Raw genomic sequence first — 16,705 nt, forward strand, 5'->3', positions numbered from 1 at the left:
CGGAGGTCAGCCGCTCTCGACCCCTCTGCCCGCCTCGCCACGTCCGCCGCCCCGGGCCCGCATCACGACGAACACGGGGACGCCCGCCACGAGGAGCAGGAAGCCCCAGAACACGGTCTCGGGGCCGGCCCCCGCGATGGCCCAGAAGGAGAATCCGAAGGCGAGGATCGCAACGACCAGCCGCCCCACCGGCGCCGAGGGGCCCGGGATTGCCCCCGCGTCTGCCCTCGCGCCGGAGCCCGCCCTCGCGCCGGAACGCTCGCGCAGGGCGAAGAGCAGGCCGGTCGTGCTGGCGAACACGTAGGCGAGCAGCGTCGCGAGCGTGGAGAGGAGGATGAGGAAGGTGAAGGCCTGCACGAGCCCGCGCGTGTAGTTCATCGCGATGAGGACTGTGGCGACGCTCGCCGCGAAGATGAGCCCGAAGGAGGGCGTCCCTCGCGGACTGAGCCGGGCGAAGGCAGCCGGCAGGAGACCATCCTGCGCGGCGGCCCGCGGCAGCTGCCCGGAGAGCAGGATCCAGCCGTTGAGCGCGCCGAAGCAGGCGATCGTGGCGCCCGCGCCGATCACGAGCCGGCCGGCATTCCCCCAGATCGAGCCGGCCGCGTCCGCGAAGGGCGCCGTGGAGACGGAGAGGTCCGCCGGCGCGATGATCCCCATCACGGCGGAGGTGCTGATGACGAAGATCAGGGCCGCGATCACGGTGCCGAGGATGGTGGCCCGCGGGATGGTGCGGGCGGGATCCCGGACATCGGCCGCGGGAACCGTCGCGGCCTCGAGCCCCATGAAGGCCCACAGCGTGAGCGTCACGGTCGCCGTGACGGCGGTGAGCGGATTCCCTCCCGCGGGGTTGAAGGGCCGGAAGTGTTCCGGCTGGAAGTAGAGGAAGCCGATCGTGCCGATCGCCGCCAGCGGCAGGAGCTTGAGCACGGTGGTGACGAGTTGGACATGCCCTGCGGCGCGCACGCCCCACACGTTCACGAACGTCAGGCCCCAGAGGGCGACGAGGGAGGCGATGCCCCCGGCGACGGGGGAGGCGCCCAGCACGGGCCAGAAGACGGTCGCGTAGCTCACGGTCGCCACCGCGAGCGCCGCGTTCGCGGTGAGCAGCGAGATCCAGTAGGACCACGCGACCCAGAATCCGACGAAGTCGCCGAAGCCCTCGCGCGCGAAGGCATAGGGCCCGCCGACCTTCGGGATCAGCGCCCCGAGCCGCGCCATTACGAGGGCCAGGCACATGGCGCCGCCCGCGCTCACGAGCCAGCCGACGATGCTGATCCCCCCGTACGGGGAGAGCGAGGCGGGCAGCAGGAAGACGCCCGAGCCCACCATGCTCCCGACCACGAGGGCCGTGCACATCCACAGCCCGAGGGCGGGCCTGGGCGTCATTCGGCGCTTCGAGCCGGAGTTGCCGCCGTCCTGGTCGTGTTAGCGGTTGCCCCGATAGCTGCGGACGGGCGGGAGCCGGGCGCCGGTGCCGCCGGGCGGCTCGGTCTCGGCCACCACCTCGAGCGTCAACGTGCCGATGCCGTCGATCGAGGCGCTGACGACCTCGCCGGGCTGCAGGAACCGCGTTTCTCCGCGGACCGCGGTGCCCATGCCGACGCCGCCCGAGGTGCCGTTGTTGATCACATCGCCCGGGTACAGCGTCGCGATCGAGGACCCATACTCGACCAGTTCCCACAGGGTGTGGATCATGTCTCCCGCGGTGGCTTCCTGCATGCGCTCGTCACCGACGTCCAGCGTCTGCCGCAGCCTCTCCATCGGGTCGCCGTAGAACTCCTTGGGAATGATCCACGGACCCATGGGCGCGAACGTGTCGTGCCCCTTTCCGACGAACCAGTCGGAGGTCATGGGGTTGCCCCCGGGCGGCCGCCCGCCCCGGTCGGAGACGTCGATCGTCACCGTGTACCCGAACACATGGTCCTCGGCGTCCCGGGCGTCCACGTACTTGGCGCTGCGCCCGATCACGGCGCCGAGTTCCACCTCCCAGTCCGTGCGGTCGCGGCCGAAGGGGATCACGATCTGGTCGCCCGCTCCGATCACCGCCCCGCGCGTCGGCTTCAGGAAGAGATAGGGGACCCCGCGGTTCTCACGCCGCTGGCGGCGGGCTTCGCGCCGCTCCTCCTCGCTGCCCGCCTCGTTGACGTGGCTGTAGAAGTTGACCGCCGCGTTCAGGATCTTGCCGGGGTACATGATGGGCGGGAGGATCCGCACGTCCTCGAGGTCGTGGACGAAATCGGCCCTGCCGCTCCCCGACACCCCTCCCCGGGCCACGAGGTCATTGACGATCTCGTACAGCCGGAGCCGAACGCCGTACTCGTAGCGGCCGATGAGATCGATCATGTCGTCCGGCGGCGGGACCGGAGGATAGGCGGGGTTTCGCTCGAGCTCCCGGTTCGCCTCCTCGATGTCGACGATGAGGGCGTCGCGCAGCACGAGGGAGACCCGCGGCGCGCCATCGATCTCGAACGTCCCCACCTTGAACGGCTCCGCGATGTCGATCTCCGGCCCTCCCTGGGCCGCAAGCGGAGCAGAGAACGCGAGGGCCGCGGCCGCCAGGAGCGCTCTCATGAGCCGGGATCCCGCCTGTAGCTCCGCAGCGGCGGCAGCCGGACGCCCATGTCGCCCACAGCCGGCGGCCCTTCCACTACCGGAAGCTCGATCGTTCCTATCCCGTCGATCGTTGCCCTGAGGACGTCGCCCGGCCGCAGGAATCGCTCCTCGCCCATGCCGATGCCACCGGAGGTGCCGAGGTTGATCACGTCGCCCGGGAAGAGCGTCAGAATCGAGGATGCGTACTCGATCAACTCCCACAGCGTGTGAATCATGTCCCCGGCCGTCGCTTCCTGCATGCGTTCTCCGCCCACGTCCAGCGTCTGACGCAACTCGGCCATCGGGTCGCCGTAGAACTCCTTCGGGACGATCCACGGGCCCATGGGCGCGAACGTGTCGTGCCCTTTCTCGACGAGCCAGTCCGACGTCGTGGGGTTGCCTCCCGGAGGACGCCCGCCCCGGTCGGAGACGTCGATCGTCACGGTGTACCCGAAGACGGTTGCCTGGGCATCCTCCGAGGCGACGTACTTCGCCGCTCGTCCCATGATCACGCCCAGTTCCACCTCCCAGTCGGTCTGCTCCCGGCCGTGCGGGATTACGATCCGGTCGCTGGTCCCGATCACCGCGCCACGCGACGGCTTGAGGTAGAGGTACGGGATGCCCCGGTTCGCACGGCGCTCGCGGACGGCGTCCTCCCCCTGCCCCTCGGGGGCGTCCGCCGCGACACGGCTGTAGAAGTTGCTCGCCGCGTTCAGGATCTTGCCGGGATACATGATCGGCGGGAGGATCCGGACGTCCTCGACATCGTAGACGTACTCCGCGCGAGTGGGGCCCATGAGCCGCTGATAGGCCACCGTCTCGTTGACGATCTCGTACAGGCGCCGCTGGAGGCCATACTCGTAGCGGCCGATGAGGTCGAGCATGTCGCTCGGCGGCGGGATCCTCGGAAAGGCGCGGTTCCGCTCGAGTGCTTCGTTCGCCAGTTCGATGTCGATGACGAAGGCGTCGCGCAGCACGAGTCCGACGCGCGGTACGTCTCTGATCGCGAACGTCCCCACCTTGAAGGGTTCCACGAGCACGATCCCCGCGACATCCTGGGCGGCAACGGAGGCGGCGGAGCACAGGACCGCGAGGATGGCGGCCGGAAGGGCCCGTGCGGTCCGGTTTCGTCTGAGCAGTGCGCTTCTCATGGGTCTTTCCTCTCGGTTGGGCGGGGAGATTTCACGGGACCAGGCCGTCCATCTCCTCGATCGTGGCTGTGGACGGGCCGCGTTCCGCCTGGAGACGGCGAGCGGTGGCTTCGGCGGCCCGCATGACGCGGAGCAGGTTGTCGGCCGCGAGTGCCCGAAGCTCGCTCTCGGTCCACCCTCGGCGTGAGAGTTCGGCGAACAGGGCAGGGTACGTCGACACGTCCTCGAGTCCCACCGGCCCCCGGTCGATTCCGTCGAAATCTCCCCCTATCGCGACGTGGTCGATGCCTGCCACGTCGCGGATGTGCTCGATATGCCGCACGACGTCGGCCATCGTGGCGCGCGGGCGTCCCTCCGCTGGGCCGACGTAGTTGGTGACGTCCTGGTTCACGAAGGACTCGACGAAGGTGACCATGACCACGCCGCCGTTTTCCGGCAGCCGGCTCAGCACGTCGTCCGGCACGTTGCGCGGGTGGTCCGTCACCGCCCTGGCGGAGGAATGGGAGAAGATGACCGGCGCTTCGGCCACGTCGAGTGCGTCGTGCATGCTTCCCGGCGAGACGTGCGAGATGTCGACCAGCATGCCCAGCCAGTTCATCTCGCGCACCACTTCCTCGCCGAACGCGGAGAGTCCTCCAAGTTCGGGCAGCTCGCAGCAGGAGTCGGCCCAGGGGAGGTTTGCGCTGTGGGTAAGCGTCATGTAGCGGACGCCGAGGGCATAAAAGGCGCGCAGGGCGCCGAGAGAATTCTCGATCGCGTGCCCGCCCTCCATGCCGAGCATCGAGGCGATCTTGCCGCGGTGGAACTGGTCCATCACTTCCGCGGCGGTGACCGCGAGCCCCAGGTCCTCGCGGTGATCGGCGATGATCTGGTTCGCGATGTCGATCTGCTCCAGCTGAATGCGCGCGCCGCCCCCGTCCTCCATGACCGAGGCAGGGACATAGACGGACCAGAACTGGGCCCCTACGCCACCGGCCCGGAGACGGGCGAGGTCGGTGTGCCCGGGCGTCGGTCGCGAGATGTTATAGGCGCGGACATCGCTGGGCGCGTCCGCGTTCCGGATCGCCCACGGCAGGTCGTTGTGTCCGTCGAAGAGCGGGACGCTCGACAGTACGCGCTTCGCAATTTCGAGGTGTTCGTCTTGCGCCCGCGCGTCCGGCGCCGCGAGCCCGAAAACGAGGGCGGATAGAACCGCCACCGTCGGCGTCCCGGTGGGAACTCGCATCATCTTGTACGGACTCCCTTTGAAGAAGGCGGTGGCTTGAACGGAGCCTATACAGGATTCTCGCTCCGCAGACGGCTGGCCGCCAGCGGTGGCGACCTGCCGCGTCCCTGACGGCGTCGTGCCGGGGGTGGCCAGGTGCGAACGCCCTTCCCGAACAGGTATCTTCCAGCATGCTGATCAACTGCGATATGGGGGAGAGCTACGGGCCTTGGGAGAAAGGAGCGGATGAGGTCGTGATGCCGCTCATCGACCAGGCCAACATCGCCTGTGGCGGTCACGCCGGGGACCCGGACACGATGGCGCACACGCTGCGCCTGGCCGCAGAGCACGGGGTCCAGGCGGGGGCGCACCCGGGCTATCCCGACCGCCGCAACTTCGGCCGCTTGAAGCTGGACTGGCCGCCCGATTCTCTCGTACTCGAGGTGCAGGCGCAGATCGGCGCGCTGCAGGCGGTCGCGAGGGCGCTGGGGATCGGCTTGCGGCACGTGAAGCCGCACGGAGCGCTGTACCTGGCGATGATGAAGGATGACGGCCTGCTCACACGCCTGGCCGAAGGCGTGGCTGCCGTGGATCCGTCTCTCGTCTTCGTCCTGCAGGCGACGCCGGAGCGCGAGCGGCACGCGGCGATGTTGGAGCATACGGGCCTTACGCTGGCCTTCGAGGCCTTCGCCGACCGGGCGTACGCGGCGGACGGGCACCTCCAGGCGCGCGGCATCGACGGAGCGGTCCTCTCCGACGCGGACGCGGTTGCCCGCCATGTGGCGAATCTCCTCGACGGGTTCGTGGAGACGCCCGAGGGCCCGCTGGCGGTGGAGGCCGAAACGCTCTGCGTGCACGGCGACAATCCGTCGGCCACGGCGGTGCTCCGCCGCATCCGCGCACTCGTGCCGCGACGGACGTAGACGACTGGTGATCACCTTCCCGGGCCCGGTCAGCGCCCTGGTCACCCTTCCCGTGGCCGCCGATCGGAACGGGATCTCCCGCGTTCTCAATCTCGAACGCCTGGCGCGCGACGCCCTCCCGGATCTTCGGGTCACGATTCCGGCCTTCAACCGGCTCCTGCTGGAGGGCGCGCCGCACAGCTGGGATCCCGAGGAGGTCGAATCTGCGCTGGAGGCCGCTGCGGACCGGTGTCTCGCGGAGTCGGCCCCGATCGATCCGGGCGATCCCGTTTCGCTCCCCGTGTGCTACGACCCGGAACTGGCGCCCGATCTTGAAGACGTGGCGGCGAATGCGGGCGTGAGCGTGGCGGATGTCGCCCGGCTCCATGGCGGGACGAGGTACGCCGTGCTCGCGACCGGATTCGCGCCGGGATTCGCGTACATGGGCGATGTGGACGCGCGGATCGCGCTGCCGCGCCTGGTGACGCCGCGCCCGCGGGTTGAAGCGGGGTCGGTCGGGATCGCCGACCGGCGCACCGGCATCTATCCGGCCGCCGGCCCGGGCGGCTGGCGTCTGATCGGTCGCGTCCCCCCGGCGCTGTTCGCGGATCCGGCCGAGCGCATTGCGCGCTTCCGGCCGGGCGGCACGGTCGAGTTCCACCCGATCGGCCGCGACGAGTACGAGGCGGCCGGCGGATGAGCCCGCACGGCGTCGTGGACCGCCCCGGCCCGCTGTGCACGATCCAGGATCCGGGGCGGAAGACCGGCCGCCGCGCCGGGCTGGCTCCCGGGGGCGCGATGGACCAGCGGGCGTACCTGTGGGCCAACCGGCTCCTCGGGAACGATCCGGCGGCGGCCGCGCTCGAGATCACCCTGGGCGGTTTCGCCCTGCGCTTCGCCGTCGAGACGACCGTGGCGCTGACAGGGGCCGACTGTGTCGCCACGCTCGACGGCGTCGAAACGGGTGTCTGGCGCACCGTCCACGCCCGCCCGGACCAGGTGCTCCGGCTCGGTTACAGCGCGACCGGCATGCGCGCCTACGTCGCGTTCCCGGGCGGTCTGGATGTCCCCGCGGCGTTCGGCTCGTCGTCGGCCGTGGTGCGCGACGGCCTGCCCGGACTGCTCGGTCGGCCCCTGCGCGCGCGCGAACCGCTCCGCTGGCGCGAGCCCGGGCGGGCGTGTCCGGTGCGGCACGTGCCTCGCGAACTCATTCCGCCCACCACGGCCTCGCTGGTACTGCCGCTGATCGTCGGCTACGAGTGGGCCGAGTTCTCGAACGCGGACCGGGAGCGAGTGTTCGACTCGGAGTGGACCGTCGATCCGGCGAGCGACCGCACCGCGGGCCGACTGGCCGGCCCCGCCCTGACCTCGGGGCCGCGCGTCCTCGACTCGACGCCCCTCGTGGACGGCACCGTTCAGGTTACCGGCGATGGCCTCCCGCTCGTATTCATGCGGGACCGCCCGACGATCGGCGGCTACGCGAAGCTCGGCTCCATGAATCCGATCGCGCTCGACGCGTTCGCGCAGGCCCGACCCGGCACGCCCATCCGCTTCGTCCGCGCCGAGCCCGATGCCATCCGCCGCGCGCTCGCCCGGAGAGAGCGGTTCTTCGGGCTCCGCAACGACCTGTAGCGACGTCTCTTGATCGGCGAAAGTTGAACGTCAAGGTCTTCTTGGCTTATGTTCCAGGTTCGGATTCAGTTCAGGTGGGGTGGATCAACGGGGTGGAGGCATCGTGAATACCTGGACGATGTTGCCGCGCTACGGCGCGCGGTCGCTTCGAAATTCGCATCTTTCCATTGCGGCGTCGGCCGTGCTTCTGGCCGCGGCCGTACCCGGTGAGATCGTGGGGCAGAGTCTGCGCGGAGGGACGAGGTCCCTGGACCTTCAGAACCGCGTCGCGCGCCAGCACGACTTCACGTACATCGCCAACCCGGCGCAGCTGGAGCGGTTCGTGGACGCCGGTTACCTCGTGCGAGTGCCCACCTCGGCAGACTACGCACTCCACGAGATCTCGTTCCCCTACGCCAGACCCGAGGTCAAGCTGTTCATCTCCCGGCTCGCCCCGCAGTACCGGCGCGCCTGCGGCGAGCGGCTCGTGGTCACGAGCCTGACCCGACCGAAGAATCGGCAGCCGAGGAACGCCTCCCCGCGCTCCGTCCACCCGACGGGCATGGCCCTCGACTTTCGCCGCCCCGCCGGCAAGTGCCGCGCATGGCTGGAACGGGTTCTGCTCCAGCTGGAGGGATCGGGGGTTCTGGAGGCGACAATGGAGCGCCGCCCGCCGCACTACCATGTGGCGCTCTTCCCCCGGCAGTACGCCACCTACGTCGATGGGATCACGCGCGCCGCCGCGCGACAGTACGCGGCCGGCGGAGGGCGGTACGAGGTGAGGCCGGGCGACTCACTGTGGGAGATCGCCCGCCGTCACGACACGACGGTCCCCCGTCTCCGGTCCGCGAACAACCTCAACGGCAGTCGCATCTACCCCGGCCAGGTACTCACACTTCCGAGCTGACCCGCCCGCCCCCCTGCCTTCAGCCGCCGGCGCTCCGGCGGGGGGGGGCGGCACTGCGGCCACTCGCCCGGCGTGCCGGGGCCGGCCGGCAGCACGCGCGTGTCGCGCGGCACCCGCTCGGGATCCTCGGACGCCTGATAGGCGAGCATGGCGGCGAGCGTCGCGTTATTCCGCAGGTCGTCGAACACGATCTTGTCGAAGGTGTCCCGGTTCGTGTGCCAGGTGTACTGCCGGTAGTCCGGGTAGTTCGACTGCAGACGGAACCCCGGGGCCGGCTTGCAGATGAACGACATGTGGTCGCTGCCGCCGGTCTCGGGCACGCCGGGGATGTCGAGTTCGATGTGTCCGGTGATCTCGGCGGGGATCTTCGAGAACCAGCGCCCGAAGTGGGCCCCGGCACCGGTGAAGCCCTGCATGCGGATGTAGTCGATGCGCCACGTGCCGTTGTCCTGATTGAAGGCGGCCTGCAGCCCATCCACGACCTCGGCGTTGTCCGCCGCGAAGGCGGTCGAGCCGATGAGCCCCTGCTCCTCGCCGCCCCAGTGTCCGACAAGGATCGTTCGCCTCGGGTTGGGGTAGGCCGTTTTCAGGAGGCGCATTGCCTCCATCATCATGATCGTGCCCGTGGCGTTGTCCGTGGCGCCCGAGGCCCCATCCCACGAGTCGAGGTGCGCGCTCAGGACCACGTATTCATCCGGGAGTTCGGTGCCGGGGATCCGGCCCACGACGTTGAAGGCGGGCACGTCGCCGAGGAACTCCGCGCGCGCATCGATCCGCACGCGCGGCGACTGGCCCCGTTCGGCGAGGCGCGCCAGGAGCCCGTAGTCCTCGCAGCTCAGGTGCAGCCCGGGCACTGTCCGGGTCGGCGAACTGAAGATCTTGTCCACGCCCCAGCCCTGCGACCAGCGCCCGGTAAGCAGCGCGCCGGCCCCGGCGTCGGCGATCCGCTGCGCGAAGTCGCGTTCGAGGTTGAACATGGCGTCGAACCACGCGCCACGCGCCTGATCCCGGCTTCCACGCATTCGCTCGACCGTCTCGGGCATTGCGTGGTCCTCCCACGACTGGTCCTCGCGGCAGGTCGGTTCCGCAAACGAGATCGCGACGGCCTTGCCGGCGATGGTCGGAAGCCATGCGTCGAACGCCTCCATCGAGGCGAAGTTCGGCATCAGAATGACGTCCGCTTCCACCGGCCCGTCCGTGCCCGGACTCCAGGCGAGCAGCATCCCCTCGAGCGAACGCACGCGCGGCGAGATCAGATCGATGTGGCTGTAGCCGCGGTCCCACCCGATCCACGTCCCGTATTCCTGCTTCTCCGCCTCTATCCCCCACGCCTCGTACTTCGACAGCAGCCAGTCGGCCGAGGCCTCGTAACCCGGAGAACCCATGAGCCGCGGGCCGATGGAATCCGCCAGCGCCTGGGCGAGATCGAAGGCCTGCGAGCCCTCTCCCATGCCTTCCTCCCACATCTGGCGGATGACGGGATCGTCGGTGGGGAAGGTCTGGGCGGCGACGGTCTGCACCGCCGCCGCGCCGAAAAAGGCCGCCAGCACGAGAAGTGTGTAGAGGCGGATCCGCTTCATCATGATCGGTCCTTTGGCGTGGTCTTTTGCACCGTGTTTTGCGAGGGGATAGGCTGCTTCGGGCGCCAACTCCCGCCCCGGAAACTGCGTTTCCCGGCGGGACCCGGCCACGGCTGGCCGCCACCTGGGAGGATCCCGACACCCGACAGAGGCCATCATCCACTTCAATAGAAGAGCGGCGTTGACGATTCTGGCCCTGGCGCAGGGGGGGGGCTTGGCGGGAGCCGGCGGGGCATACGCCCAGGAACCGGAGCCGGTGCGCCTGTCGGGCTATGTGCGGGTGGCGGAGAACGACGAGGTGATCCGGGCCGCCCGGCTCGACATCACCGAGGGCGGCCTCATCATCGGGACCAACCGGTTCGGGTTCTACTCCATCGAGCTGCCCCCCGGCCGGTATTCGATCCGCGTCGCCAGCCTCGGCTACGAGACCGTGACCGAGGTGGTCGAGCTCCAGGAGACGATGTCGCTGGACTTTGCGCTTCCCCTGCGGCCCGTCGCCGTGTCGGAACTTACGGTGACGACCGACCGCGAGCCGCCGGACCTCGATCCGGAGAGCGTGGACATGAGCGTCATCCGGCTCGACATGCCGACCCTCTCCGAGCTGCCGGTCGTACTCGGTGAGGCGGACCCGGTCCGCACGCTGACCCTCTATCCCGGGATCAGCACGGCGAACGACGCGACGACGGCCATCAACGTGCGCGGCGGCGCGGGTGACGAGAACCTGATCCGCCTCGACGACTCGGAGGTGTTCAATCCGGCCCACGCCATCGGCCTCTTCTCGACCTTCAACTCGGACGCGGTGGGGGACGTCACCCTGTACAAGGGCGGCATCCCCGCCCGGTACGGCGGCCGGCTCTCCTCCGTTCTGGAAATCCATCAGCGGGAAGGCAACTCGCGCGAGTTCGAGGGGGCGGCGACGATCGGCCTCCTCTCCAGCCGCCTGAGCCTGCAGGGACCCCTCCCGGACGGGCGGGGATCGTGGCTCGTCGCGGGGCGCCGGACCTACGCGGACCTCTTCCTCGCCCTCTCGAGCGACCCGTCGATCCGGGAAAGCACCGCCTACTTCTACGACCTCAACGCCAAGACAAACGTGCGGTACGGGGCCACCGGCCAGGTCATGCTGTCCGGTTACGCCGGGCGCGACCGGCTGCGGATCGGAGAAACGGCCTCCGCCGGCTGGGGCAATGCGACGGGCACGCTGCGCTGGAACCACGTCTTCGGTTCCGTCTTCTCCCATCTGACGCTCACGTACAGCGACTACGACTACCACCTGCAGAGCAGCTTCGATGCGCGCGCCGCATCGTTCGACGCGGGGATCAGGAACCTCAGCCTCAACATCGACGAGTCGTGGGACCTGAGCGCGCGCGACAGGCTGGAGTTCGGGGCGGGCGTCCGCAGTTACGAGATCCACCCCGGGGACATCAGCCCCGGAGAGGGCTCGGCGGTCATCCCGCAGGAATTCGAGTCCCGAAAAGGCCTCGCGCCCGAGGCGTACATCGAGCACGAGACGGAGGTCGGGCCGCTCGGGTTGCGCTACGGGGTTCGCGCGAGCGGGTTCCTGCGCCGGGGGGAAGAGACGGTCTATCGCTACGCGGGGGACGCGCCCGTCGTGTATCGGCCCGAATTCGGCCGCTACGAGCGCGGCGCCGTCGTGGACAGCACGCGGTACGGCCGAGGAGAGACGATCACGTCCTACTGGGGGCTCGAACCGCGGCTCGGTCTGCGCCTCGGGCTCACCGACGCCTCGTCGCTCAAGGCGAGCTACTCGCGCACGCGGCAGTATCTGCGGCTGGTCACGAACACGAACTCGCCGACCCCACTCGACCTGTGGGACCCCGTGGGCCCGTACGTCGAGCCGCAGGTCGCCGACCAGTTCGCCCTCGGCTACGTGACGACGCTCTCCCGGGGCCTTTACGCCTTTTCGGGAGAGGTGTACTACAAGGACGCCCGCCACCTGATCGACTACGTGGACGGGGCGGACATCTTCATCACGCGCCGCCTCGAGACGCTCCTTCTCGAGGGAAGCGGACGCGGGTACGGGTTGGAGTTCCTCGTGCGGAGGACCCGCGGCCGACTCACCGGTTGGGCGAGCTACACGCTGGCCCGCTCGGAGCAGCGGACGCCGGGGCTCACGGCCGAGGATCCGGGGATCAACGGCGGAGAGTGGTATCCCTCTCCCTACGACCGGACCCACGACTTCGCCCTCACGGGACTGTACCGGCTGAACGATGACTGGAGTGTGAGCGCGAACTTCATCTTCGCGACCGGCGTGCCCACGACCTTCCCCGTGGCCCGATACCGGTTCGCCTCCCTGATCCTGGGAGAGTACGGCCCACGGAACGCCGAGCGGCTCCCCAACTATCACCGCCTCGATGTCTCGGCCACGAGGCGGTGGGGACGGGGAGAGCTTCAGTTCGGCTTCTTCAACGTCTACAACCGCTTCAACGCCCAGGCGATCGCGTTCCGCCAGAACCGTGATTCGCCCCTCTCCACGGAGGCAGTCGAGACCGCGGTGTTCGGTCTGGTGCCGAGCATCAGCTACCGGTGGAACTTCTGATGGGCGCCCGTGCGCTGGGCCGCGTCCTCGCGTGCGCCGCATGTGTCGCGACGGCGGGATGCGAACGGGTCGTGGACGTCGACATCCCCGCTCCGGAGCCGCGACTCGTCGTGGAGGGACGGATCGAACGCATCAAGGAGGCGCCGAGCGGCAGGCAGCGCATCCGGCTCTCGACGACAGCCGGCTTCTTCGACAACCGGCTGCCGCCGCCCGCGACGGGCGCCAGCGTCATCGTGGTCGATGGGTCCGGCCTCGTTTTCCCGTTCCCCGAGGTCGAGCCCGGCCTGTACGAGGCGGAGAATCTCTTCGCGAATGTCGGGGAGACGTACACGCTCATTCTCGAATATCAGGGCGATACGTACGAGGCCTCGGCCCTGCTGCACGACGTGCCCCCCATCGACTCCCTGTACTTCGAGTTCGAGGAGGAGTCGCTCATCATCGAGGAGGCCGGCTTCCGGGCCGCCATCGACTTTGTCGATCCGGCGGGGGTCGAGAACTACTACCTCTGGGAACAACTGGTGGACGGCGTGAACGAGATTCCACCGGACCCCCAGAACAACCTGAATCTCGTGAGCAAGGATGAGTTCTACGACGGGCGGGACGTCACAGGCTTCCAGCCCAGCGACGAGGTTGCCATCCAGCCCGGCCAGCATGCGGAGATCCGCCAGATCGCGCTCTCGAGGCTGGCCTACGACTACTACTACGCGCTCTTCGAGCAGAACGCGCTCGGAACCGGCAACCCGTTCTCGTTCCCGCCCGCGAACGTGCGCGGAAACGTCACGAATCTGGATCGCCCGTACAAGTATGCGTTCGGCCTCTTCGAGGCGGCCGAGGTGAGCGTCGCGGAGGGGGTCGCGCCCCCCAGGTAAGCAGCCTGCCCGAACACGGAAGCGCCGGTTATGTTGGCCCCGTGCTCAATCCCAGTCTGAAGGCGCGCGCGGGCCGGACGATGATGGCCCTCATTCCCATCGTCTTCACGGCCGCCGGCACCGGTGCGGCGCACGCGCAGGAACCGGAACAGGTTCGGCTGTCGGGCTACGTGCGTTCGACCGTGAGCGACGAGGTGCTGCGTATCTCCCGACTCGAGGTCGTGGAACCCGGCATCTCCATCGCGACCAACCGGTTCGGCTTCTACTCCGTCGAGCTGGTCCCGGGCCGCTACACGGTCCGCGTCTCGCAGCTCGGGTACGAGACGGCCACCCGCGTCGTCGATCTCGAACAGACGACCTCGCTGGATTTCGCCCTCGATCTCCGGCCCGTATCCGTGGCCGAACTCTCCGTGGAGGCGGAACACGAGCCTCCGGATCTCGACCCCGAGACGGTCGAAATGAGCGTGATCCGGTTCGACGCCCCGGCGATCTCGCAGCTCCCCGTCGTGCTGGGCGAAGCCGATCCCGTGCGCACGCTGACGCTCTATCCCGGGATCACGACGACGAGCGACGCGACGACATCGATCAACGTGCGCGGCGGAGCGGGCGACGAGAACCTGATTCTCCTCGACGATTCGGAGGTGTTCAACCCGGCCCACGCCCTCGGGTTCTTCTCCACCTTCAACACCGACGCGGTGGACGACGTCACGCTGTACAAGGCCGGCATCCCCGCGCGCTACGGCGGGCGACTCTCTTCCGTCATGGAGATCCACCAGCGTGAAGGGAACTCCCGCGAGTTCGAGGGCTCCGCCACCGTCGGACTCCTCTCGAGCCGGTTGAGCCTCGAGGGACCGCTGTTCGACGGCAACGGATCGTGGCTGGTGGCGGGGCGCCGAACCTACGCGGACCTGTTCCTCGGCCTGTCCAACGACCCGGACGTGAGGGAGAGCGTCGCCTACTTCTACGATCTCAACGCCAAGGCCAACGTCCGCTACGGAACGACCGGCCAAATCATGCTCTCCGGATACTTCGGCCGTGACCGTCTCAGCGTCGTCAGGGAAGCCTCGGTGGGATGGGGCAATGCAGCCGGCACGCTGCGCTGGAACCAGGGGTTCGGCCCCATCTTCTCGCACGTTACGCTGATTTTCAGCGACTACGACTATCAGGTCCAGAGCGGTTTCAACGCGCGCGCGGCCTCCTTTAGCTCTCGGGTCCGGCACCTGAACCTGAGCGTGGACGAGTCCTGGACGCTGGGGCCCCGCGACCAATTGGAGTTCGGGGTCGGCATCGGGACCTACAACGTGCGGCCCGCGGACGTCGTCGAGGGCGAGGGCTCGGCCGTCGTGCCCCAGGAACTCGACGCGCGCCACGGTCTGGCCCCCGATGCGTACATCGAACACGAGACGGAGCTGGGGCCGCTCGGGTTGCGCTACGGGCTGCGCGCGACGGGGTTCATCCGGCAGGGCGAAGCGACCGTCTACGACTACCTCGACGATGCGCCGGTCGTCTATCACCCGGAACTGGGCCGGTACGACAGGGGTGTCGTGACGGACAGCACGCGCTACGGATCCGGGGAGAGCATCGTCTCCTACTGGGGCCTCGAGCCGCGGCTGGGGCTGCGCCTGCAGGTCGGATCCGCCTCGTCGCTCAAGGCGAGCTACTCCCGCACGCGGCAGTACATGCGGCTTGTCACGAACACGAACTCTCCCACACCCCTCGACCTGTGGGACCTCGTGGGTCCGTGGGTGGAGCCGCATGTGGCCGACCAGGTCGCGTTGGGCTACGTGACGACGTTCTCCCGGGGGCGGTACGCGCTCTCCGGAGAGGTCTACTACAAGCGCGCCCGCCATCTCGTCGATTATGTGGACGGGGCCGATCTCTGGGTCGTCCGAGACCTCGAGACAAAGCTGCTCGAGGGTGAGGGGCGCGGGTACGGCTTCGAACTCCTGCTCAGGAAGACGCAGGGTCGCCTGCGCGGTTGGGCCAGCTACACCCTCGCCCGCACCGAGCAGCGTACGCCGGGGCTGACCGCATCGGATCCCGGCATCGCCGGGGGAAGCTGGTATCCGGCGCCCTACGACCGGACCCACGATTTCGCGCTCACCGGAGTCTACGAACTCGACGATACGTGGAGCGTCGGCGCCAACCTGATCTTCGCGACGGGTTTGCCGACGACCTTCCCCGTGGCGCGCTACGAGTTCGCCGGCGTGGTTCTGGGCGCGTACGGGTCCCGCAACGCGGAGCGTCTCCCCAGCTATCACCGGCTCGACCTCTCGGCCACGAAGCGGTTCGGGAGCGGGGACCTCCGGTTCGGCGTGTTCAACGCGTACAACCGCTTCAACGCGCAGTCGCTCGCGTTCCGGCAGAGGGAGGACACGCGTCTCGTGACGGAGGCGGTGGAGACGGCTGTGTTCGGGATCGTACCGAGCATCAGCTACACATGGCGCTTCTGATGGGCGGGAGAACGCCTGTCCGGCTCGCGGTCCTGTTCGGCTGCATCGCCGCCGCGGCGTGCGAGCGGATCGTGGAGGTCGAGATTCCCGATCCGGAACCGTTGCTGGTCGTCGAGGGGCGGATCGAACTCGTGAAGGAGGCGCCGAGCGGGACGCAGACGATCCGGCTCAGGACGAGCGACTCCTTCTTCAGCAACCGGCGGACGCCACCCGCCGTGGGAGCCGTCGTCACCGTGACCGACGGAGCGGGCGTCGTCTACCCGTTCACGGAGATGGAGCCGGGCCACCACGTGACGCACGACCTCCACGCCCGCATCGGAGAGACGTATTCGCTCTCCATCGACTATGAGGGAGATCGGTACGCCGCTTCGGCGACGCTGCTGGCGGTGGCCCCGGTCGACTCCCTCTATTTCATGTACGAGGAAGCGACGCTGGTCAACGACAAGGAAGGCTACCGGACGGCGATCGACTACACGGATCCCCCCGGCGGCCCGCACTTCTATCTCTGGGAGCAGTTCGTCGACGGGGTCAACGAGCCACCACCCAGTGCCGGCAATCAGTTCAACCTGGTGAGCAGGGACGAACTGTACGACGGCCAGCCCGTCATTGGCATCCAGCCCAACAACGAGGTCGTGATCGAGCCCGGAGCCCACGTCGTGATCCGCCAGATCGCGCTCTCCCGGCGAGGCTACGATTTCTACTACGCGCTCTTCGAGCAGAACGCGCTCGGGACCGGGAACTCGTTCTCGGTGCCGCCCGTCACCATCCGCGGCAACGTCGCGAACACCACCCGCCCGGAGCGCTTCCCGTTCGGGTTCTTCGGGGCGGCGGAGGTGAGCGTGGCCGAGGGCGTCGGGCCCGCACGGTAGCGAGTCCGCC

At 68.8% G+C, this 16,705-nt stretch carries 13 protein-coding genes; 8 read left to right on the forward strand and 5 right to left on the reverse strand.

Going from position 1 to position 16,705, the window contains the following annotated elements:
* Positions 1 to 6: 6 nt before the first annotated feature.
* From ACOOGH_RS15855 to ACOOGH_RS15870, 4 genes are read right to left on the reverse strand one after another with little or no spacing between them, the layout of a single operon-like run.
* Complete coding sequence (locus ACOOGH_RS15855) at positions 7 to 1,386, reverse strand: amino acid permease (protein ID WP_420449841.1); 1,380 nt, start codon at positions 1,384 to 1,386, stop codon at positions 7 to 9.
* 39 nt (positions 1,387 to 1,425) lie between these two features.
* Complete coding sequence (locus tag ACOOGH_RS15860) at positions 1,426 to 2,571, reverse strand: fumarylacetoacetate hydrolase family protein (protein ID WP_420449842.1); 1,146 nt, start codon at positions 2,569 to 2,571, stop codon at positions 1,426 to 1,428.
* Positions 2,568 to 3,743, reverse strand: a complete 1,176-nt coding sequence (locus ACOOGH_RS15865) for a fumarylacetoacetate hydrolase family protein (protein ID WP_420449843.1) — start codon at positions 3,741 to 3,743, stop codon at positions 2,568 to 2,570. Before ACOOGH_RS15865 ends, ACOOGH_RS15860 begins: the two co-directional genes overlap by 4 nt.
* 31 nt (positions 3,744 to 3,774) lie before the next feature.
* Complete coding sequence (locus tag ACOOGH_RS15870) at positions 3,775 to 4,968, reverse strand: dipeptidase (protein WP_420450150.1); 1,194 nt, start codon at positions 4,966 to 4,968, stop codon at positions 3,775 to 3,777.
* 170 nt (positions 4,969 to 5,138) lie between these two features.
* Here ACOOGH_RS15870 and ACOOGH_RS15875 point away from each other — a divergent pair, with 170 nt between their 5' ends.
* The 4 genes from ACOOGH_RS15875 to ACOOGH_RS15890 all read left to right on the forward strand — a co-directional run bounded on the left by ACOOGH_RS15875 (position 5,139) and on the right by ACOOGH_RS15890 (position 8,367).
* Complete coding sequence (locus ACOOGH_RS15875; protein WP_420449844.1) at positions 5,139 to 5,870, forward strand: 5-oxoprolinase subunit PxpA; 732 nt, start codon at positions 5,139 to 5,141, stop codon at positions 5,868 to 5,870.
* A gap of 7 nt (positions 5,871 to 5,877) precedes the next feature.
* Complete coding sequence (locus tag ACOOGH_RS15880) at positions 5,878 to 6,549, forward strand: 5-oxoprolinase subunit B family protein (RefSeq protein ID WP_420449845.1); 672 nt, start codon at positions 5,878 to 5,880, stop codon at positions 6,547 to 6,549.
* Positions 6,546 to 7,481, forward strand: coding sequence for a biotin-dependent carboxyltransferase family protein (locus ACOOGH_RS15885; protein ID WP_420449846.1), 936 nt, complete (start codon positions 6,546 to 6,548; stop codon positions 7,479 to 7,481). Before ACOOGH_RS15880 ends, ACOOGH_RS15885 begins: the two co-directional genes overlap by 4 nt.
* Positions 7,482 to 7,584: 103 nt before the next feature.
* Positions 7,585 to 8,367 (forward strand): DUF5715 family protein, encoded by a 783-nt coding sequence (locus ACOOGH_RS15890; RefSeq protein WP_420449847.1) that lies wholly within the window; start codon positions 7,585 to 7,587, stop codon positions 8,365 to 8,367.
* On the opposite strand, the gene ACOOGH_RS15895 is transcribed toward ACOOGH_RS15890, so the two are convergent.
* The gene (locus ACOOGH_RS15895; protein WP_420449848.1) at positions 8,334 to 9,950 is read right to left on the reverse strand and encodes a M28 family peptidase; all 1,617 of its coding nucleotides are present in this window, start codon (positions 9,948 to 9,950) and stop codon (positions 8,334 to 8,336) included. The two genes, ACOOGH_RS15890 and ACOOGH_RS15895, sit on opposite strands and share 34 nt — an antisense overlap.
* A gap of 178 nt (positions 9,951 to 10,128) precedes the next feature.
* Between ACOOGH_RS15895 and ACOOGH_RS15900 the strand changes: the two genes are divergently transcribed.
* The 4 genes from ACOOGH_RS15900 to ACOOGH_RS15915 are packed head-to-tail and all read left to right on the forward strand — an operon-like array spanning position 10,129 to position 16,695.
* On the forward strand, positions 10,129 to 12,504 hold the full coding sequence (locus ACOOGH_RS15900; protein WP_420449849.1) for a TonB-dependent receptor: 2,376 nt from the start codon (positions 10,129 to 10,131) through the stop codon (positions 12,502 to 12,504).
* On the forward strand, positions 12,492 to 13,373 hold the full coding sequence (locus ACOOGH_RS15905) for a DUF4249 domain-containing protein (protein ID WP_420449850.1): 882 nt from the start codon (positions 12,492 to 12,494) through the stop codon (positions 13,371 to 13,373). The genes ACOOGH_RS15900 and ACOOGH_RS15905 overlap by 13 nt, the downstream gene beginning before the upstream one ends.
* 41 nt (positions 13,374 to 13,414) lie before the next feature.
* Positions 13,415 to 15,826: a TonB-dependent receptor gene (locus ACOOGH_RS15910; RefSeq protein ID WP_420449851.1), complete on the forward strand. Its 2,412-nt coding sequence runs from the start codon at positions 13,415 to 13,417 to the stop codon at positions 15,824 to 15,826.
* A complete protein-coding gene (locus tag ACOOGH_RS15915; protein WP_420449852.1) occupies positions 15,814 to 16,695 on the forward strand; it encodes a DUF4249 domain-containing protein in 882 nt (293 codons plus the stop codon). Before ACOOGH_RS15910 ends, ACOOGH_RS15915 begins: the two co-directional genes overlap by 13 nt.
* The last annotated feature ends 10 nt before the right edge of the window (positions 16,696 to 16,705 follow it).

This window comes from Candidatus Palauibacter sp. (assembly GCF_965213655.1).
Taxonomy (GTDB): domain Bacteria; phylum Gemmatimonadota; class Gemmatimonadetes; order Palauibacterales; family Palauibacteraceae; genus Palauibacter.

Coding starts and splice junctions, on each gene's coding strand:
- ACOOGH_RS15875 (WP_420449844.1), top strand. CDS start 5,139: ATGCTGATCAACTGCGATATGGGGGAGAGCTACGGGCCTTGGGAGAAA.
- ACOOGH_RS15865 (WP_420449843.1), bottom strand. CDS start 3,743: ATGAGAAGCGCACTGCTCAGACGAAACCGGACCGCACGGGCCCTTCCG.
- ACOOGH_RS15885 (WP_420449846.1), top strand. CDS start 6,546: ATGAGCCCGCACGGCGTCGTGGACCGCCCCGGCCCGCTGTGCACGATC.
- ACOOGH_RS15855 (WP_420449841.1), bottom strand. CDS start 1,386: ATGACGCCCAGGCCCGCCCTCGGGCTGTGGATGTGCACGGCCCTCGTG.
- ACOOGH_RS15895 (WP_420449848.1), bottom strand. CDS start 9,950: ATGATGAAGCGGATCCGCCTCTACACACTTCTCGTGCTGGCGGCCTTT.
- ACOOGH_RS15870 (WP_420450150.1), bottom strand. CDS start 4,968: ATGCGAGTTCCCACCGGGACGCCGACGGTGGCGGTTCTATCCGCCCTC.
- ACOOGH_RS15860 (WP_420449842.1), bottom strand. CDS start 2,571: ATGAGAGCGCTCCTGGCGGCCGCGGCCCTCGCGTTCTCTGCTCCGCTT.
- ACOOGH_RS15915 (WP_420449852.1), top strand. CDS start 15,814: ATGGCGCTTCTGATGGGCGGGAGAACGCCTGTCCGGCTCGCGGTCCTG.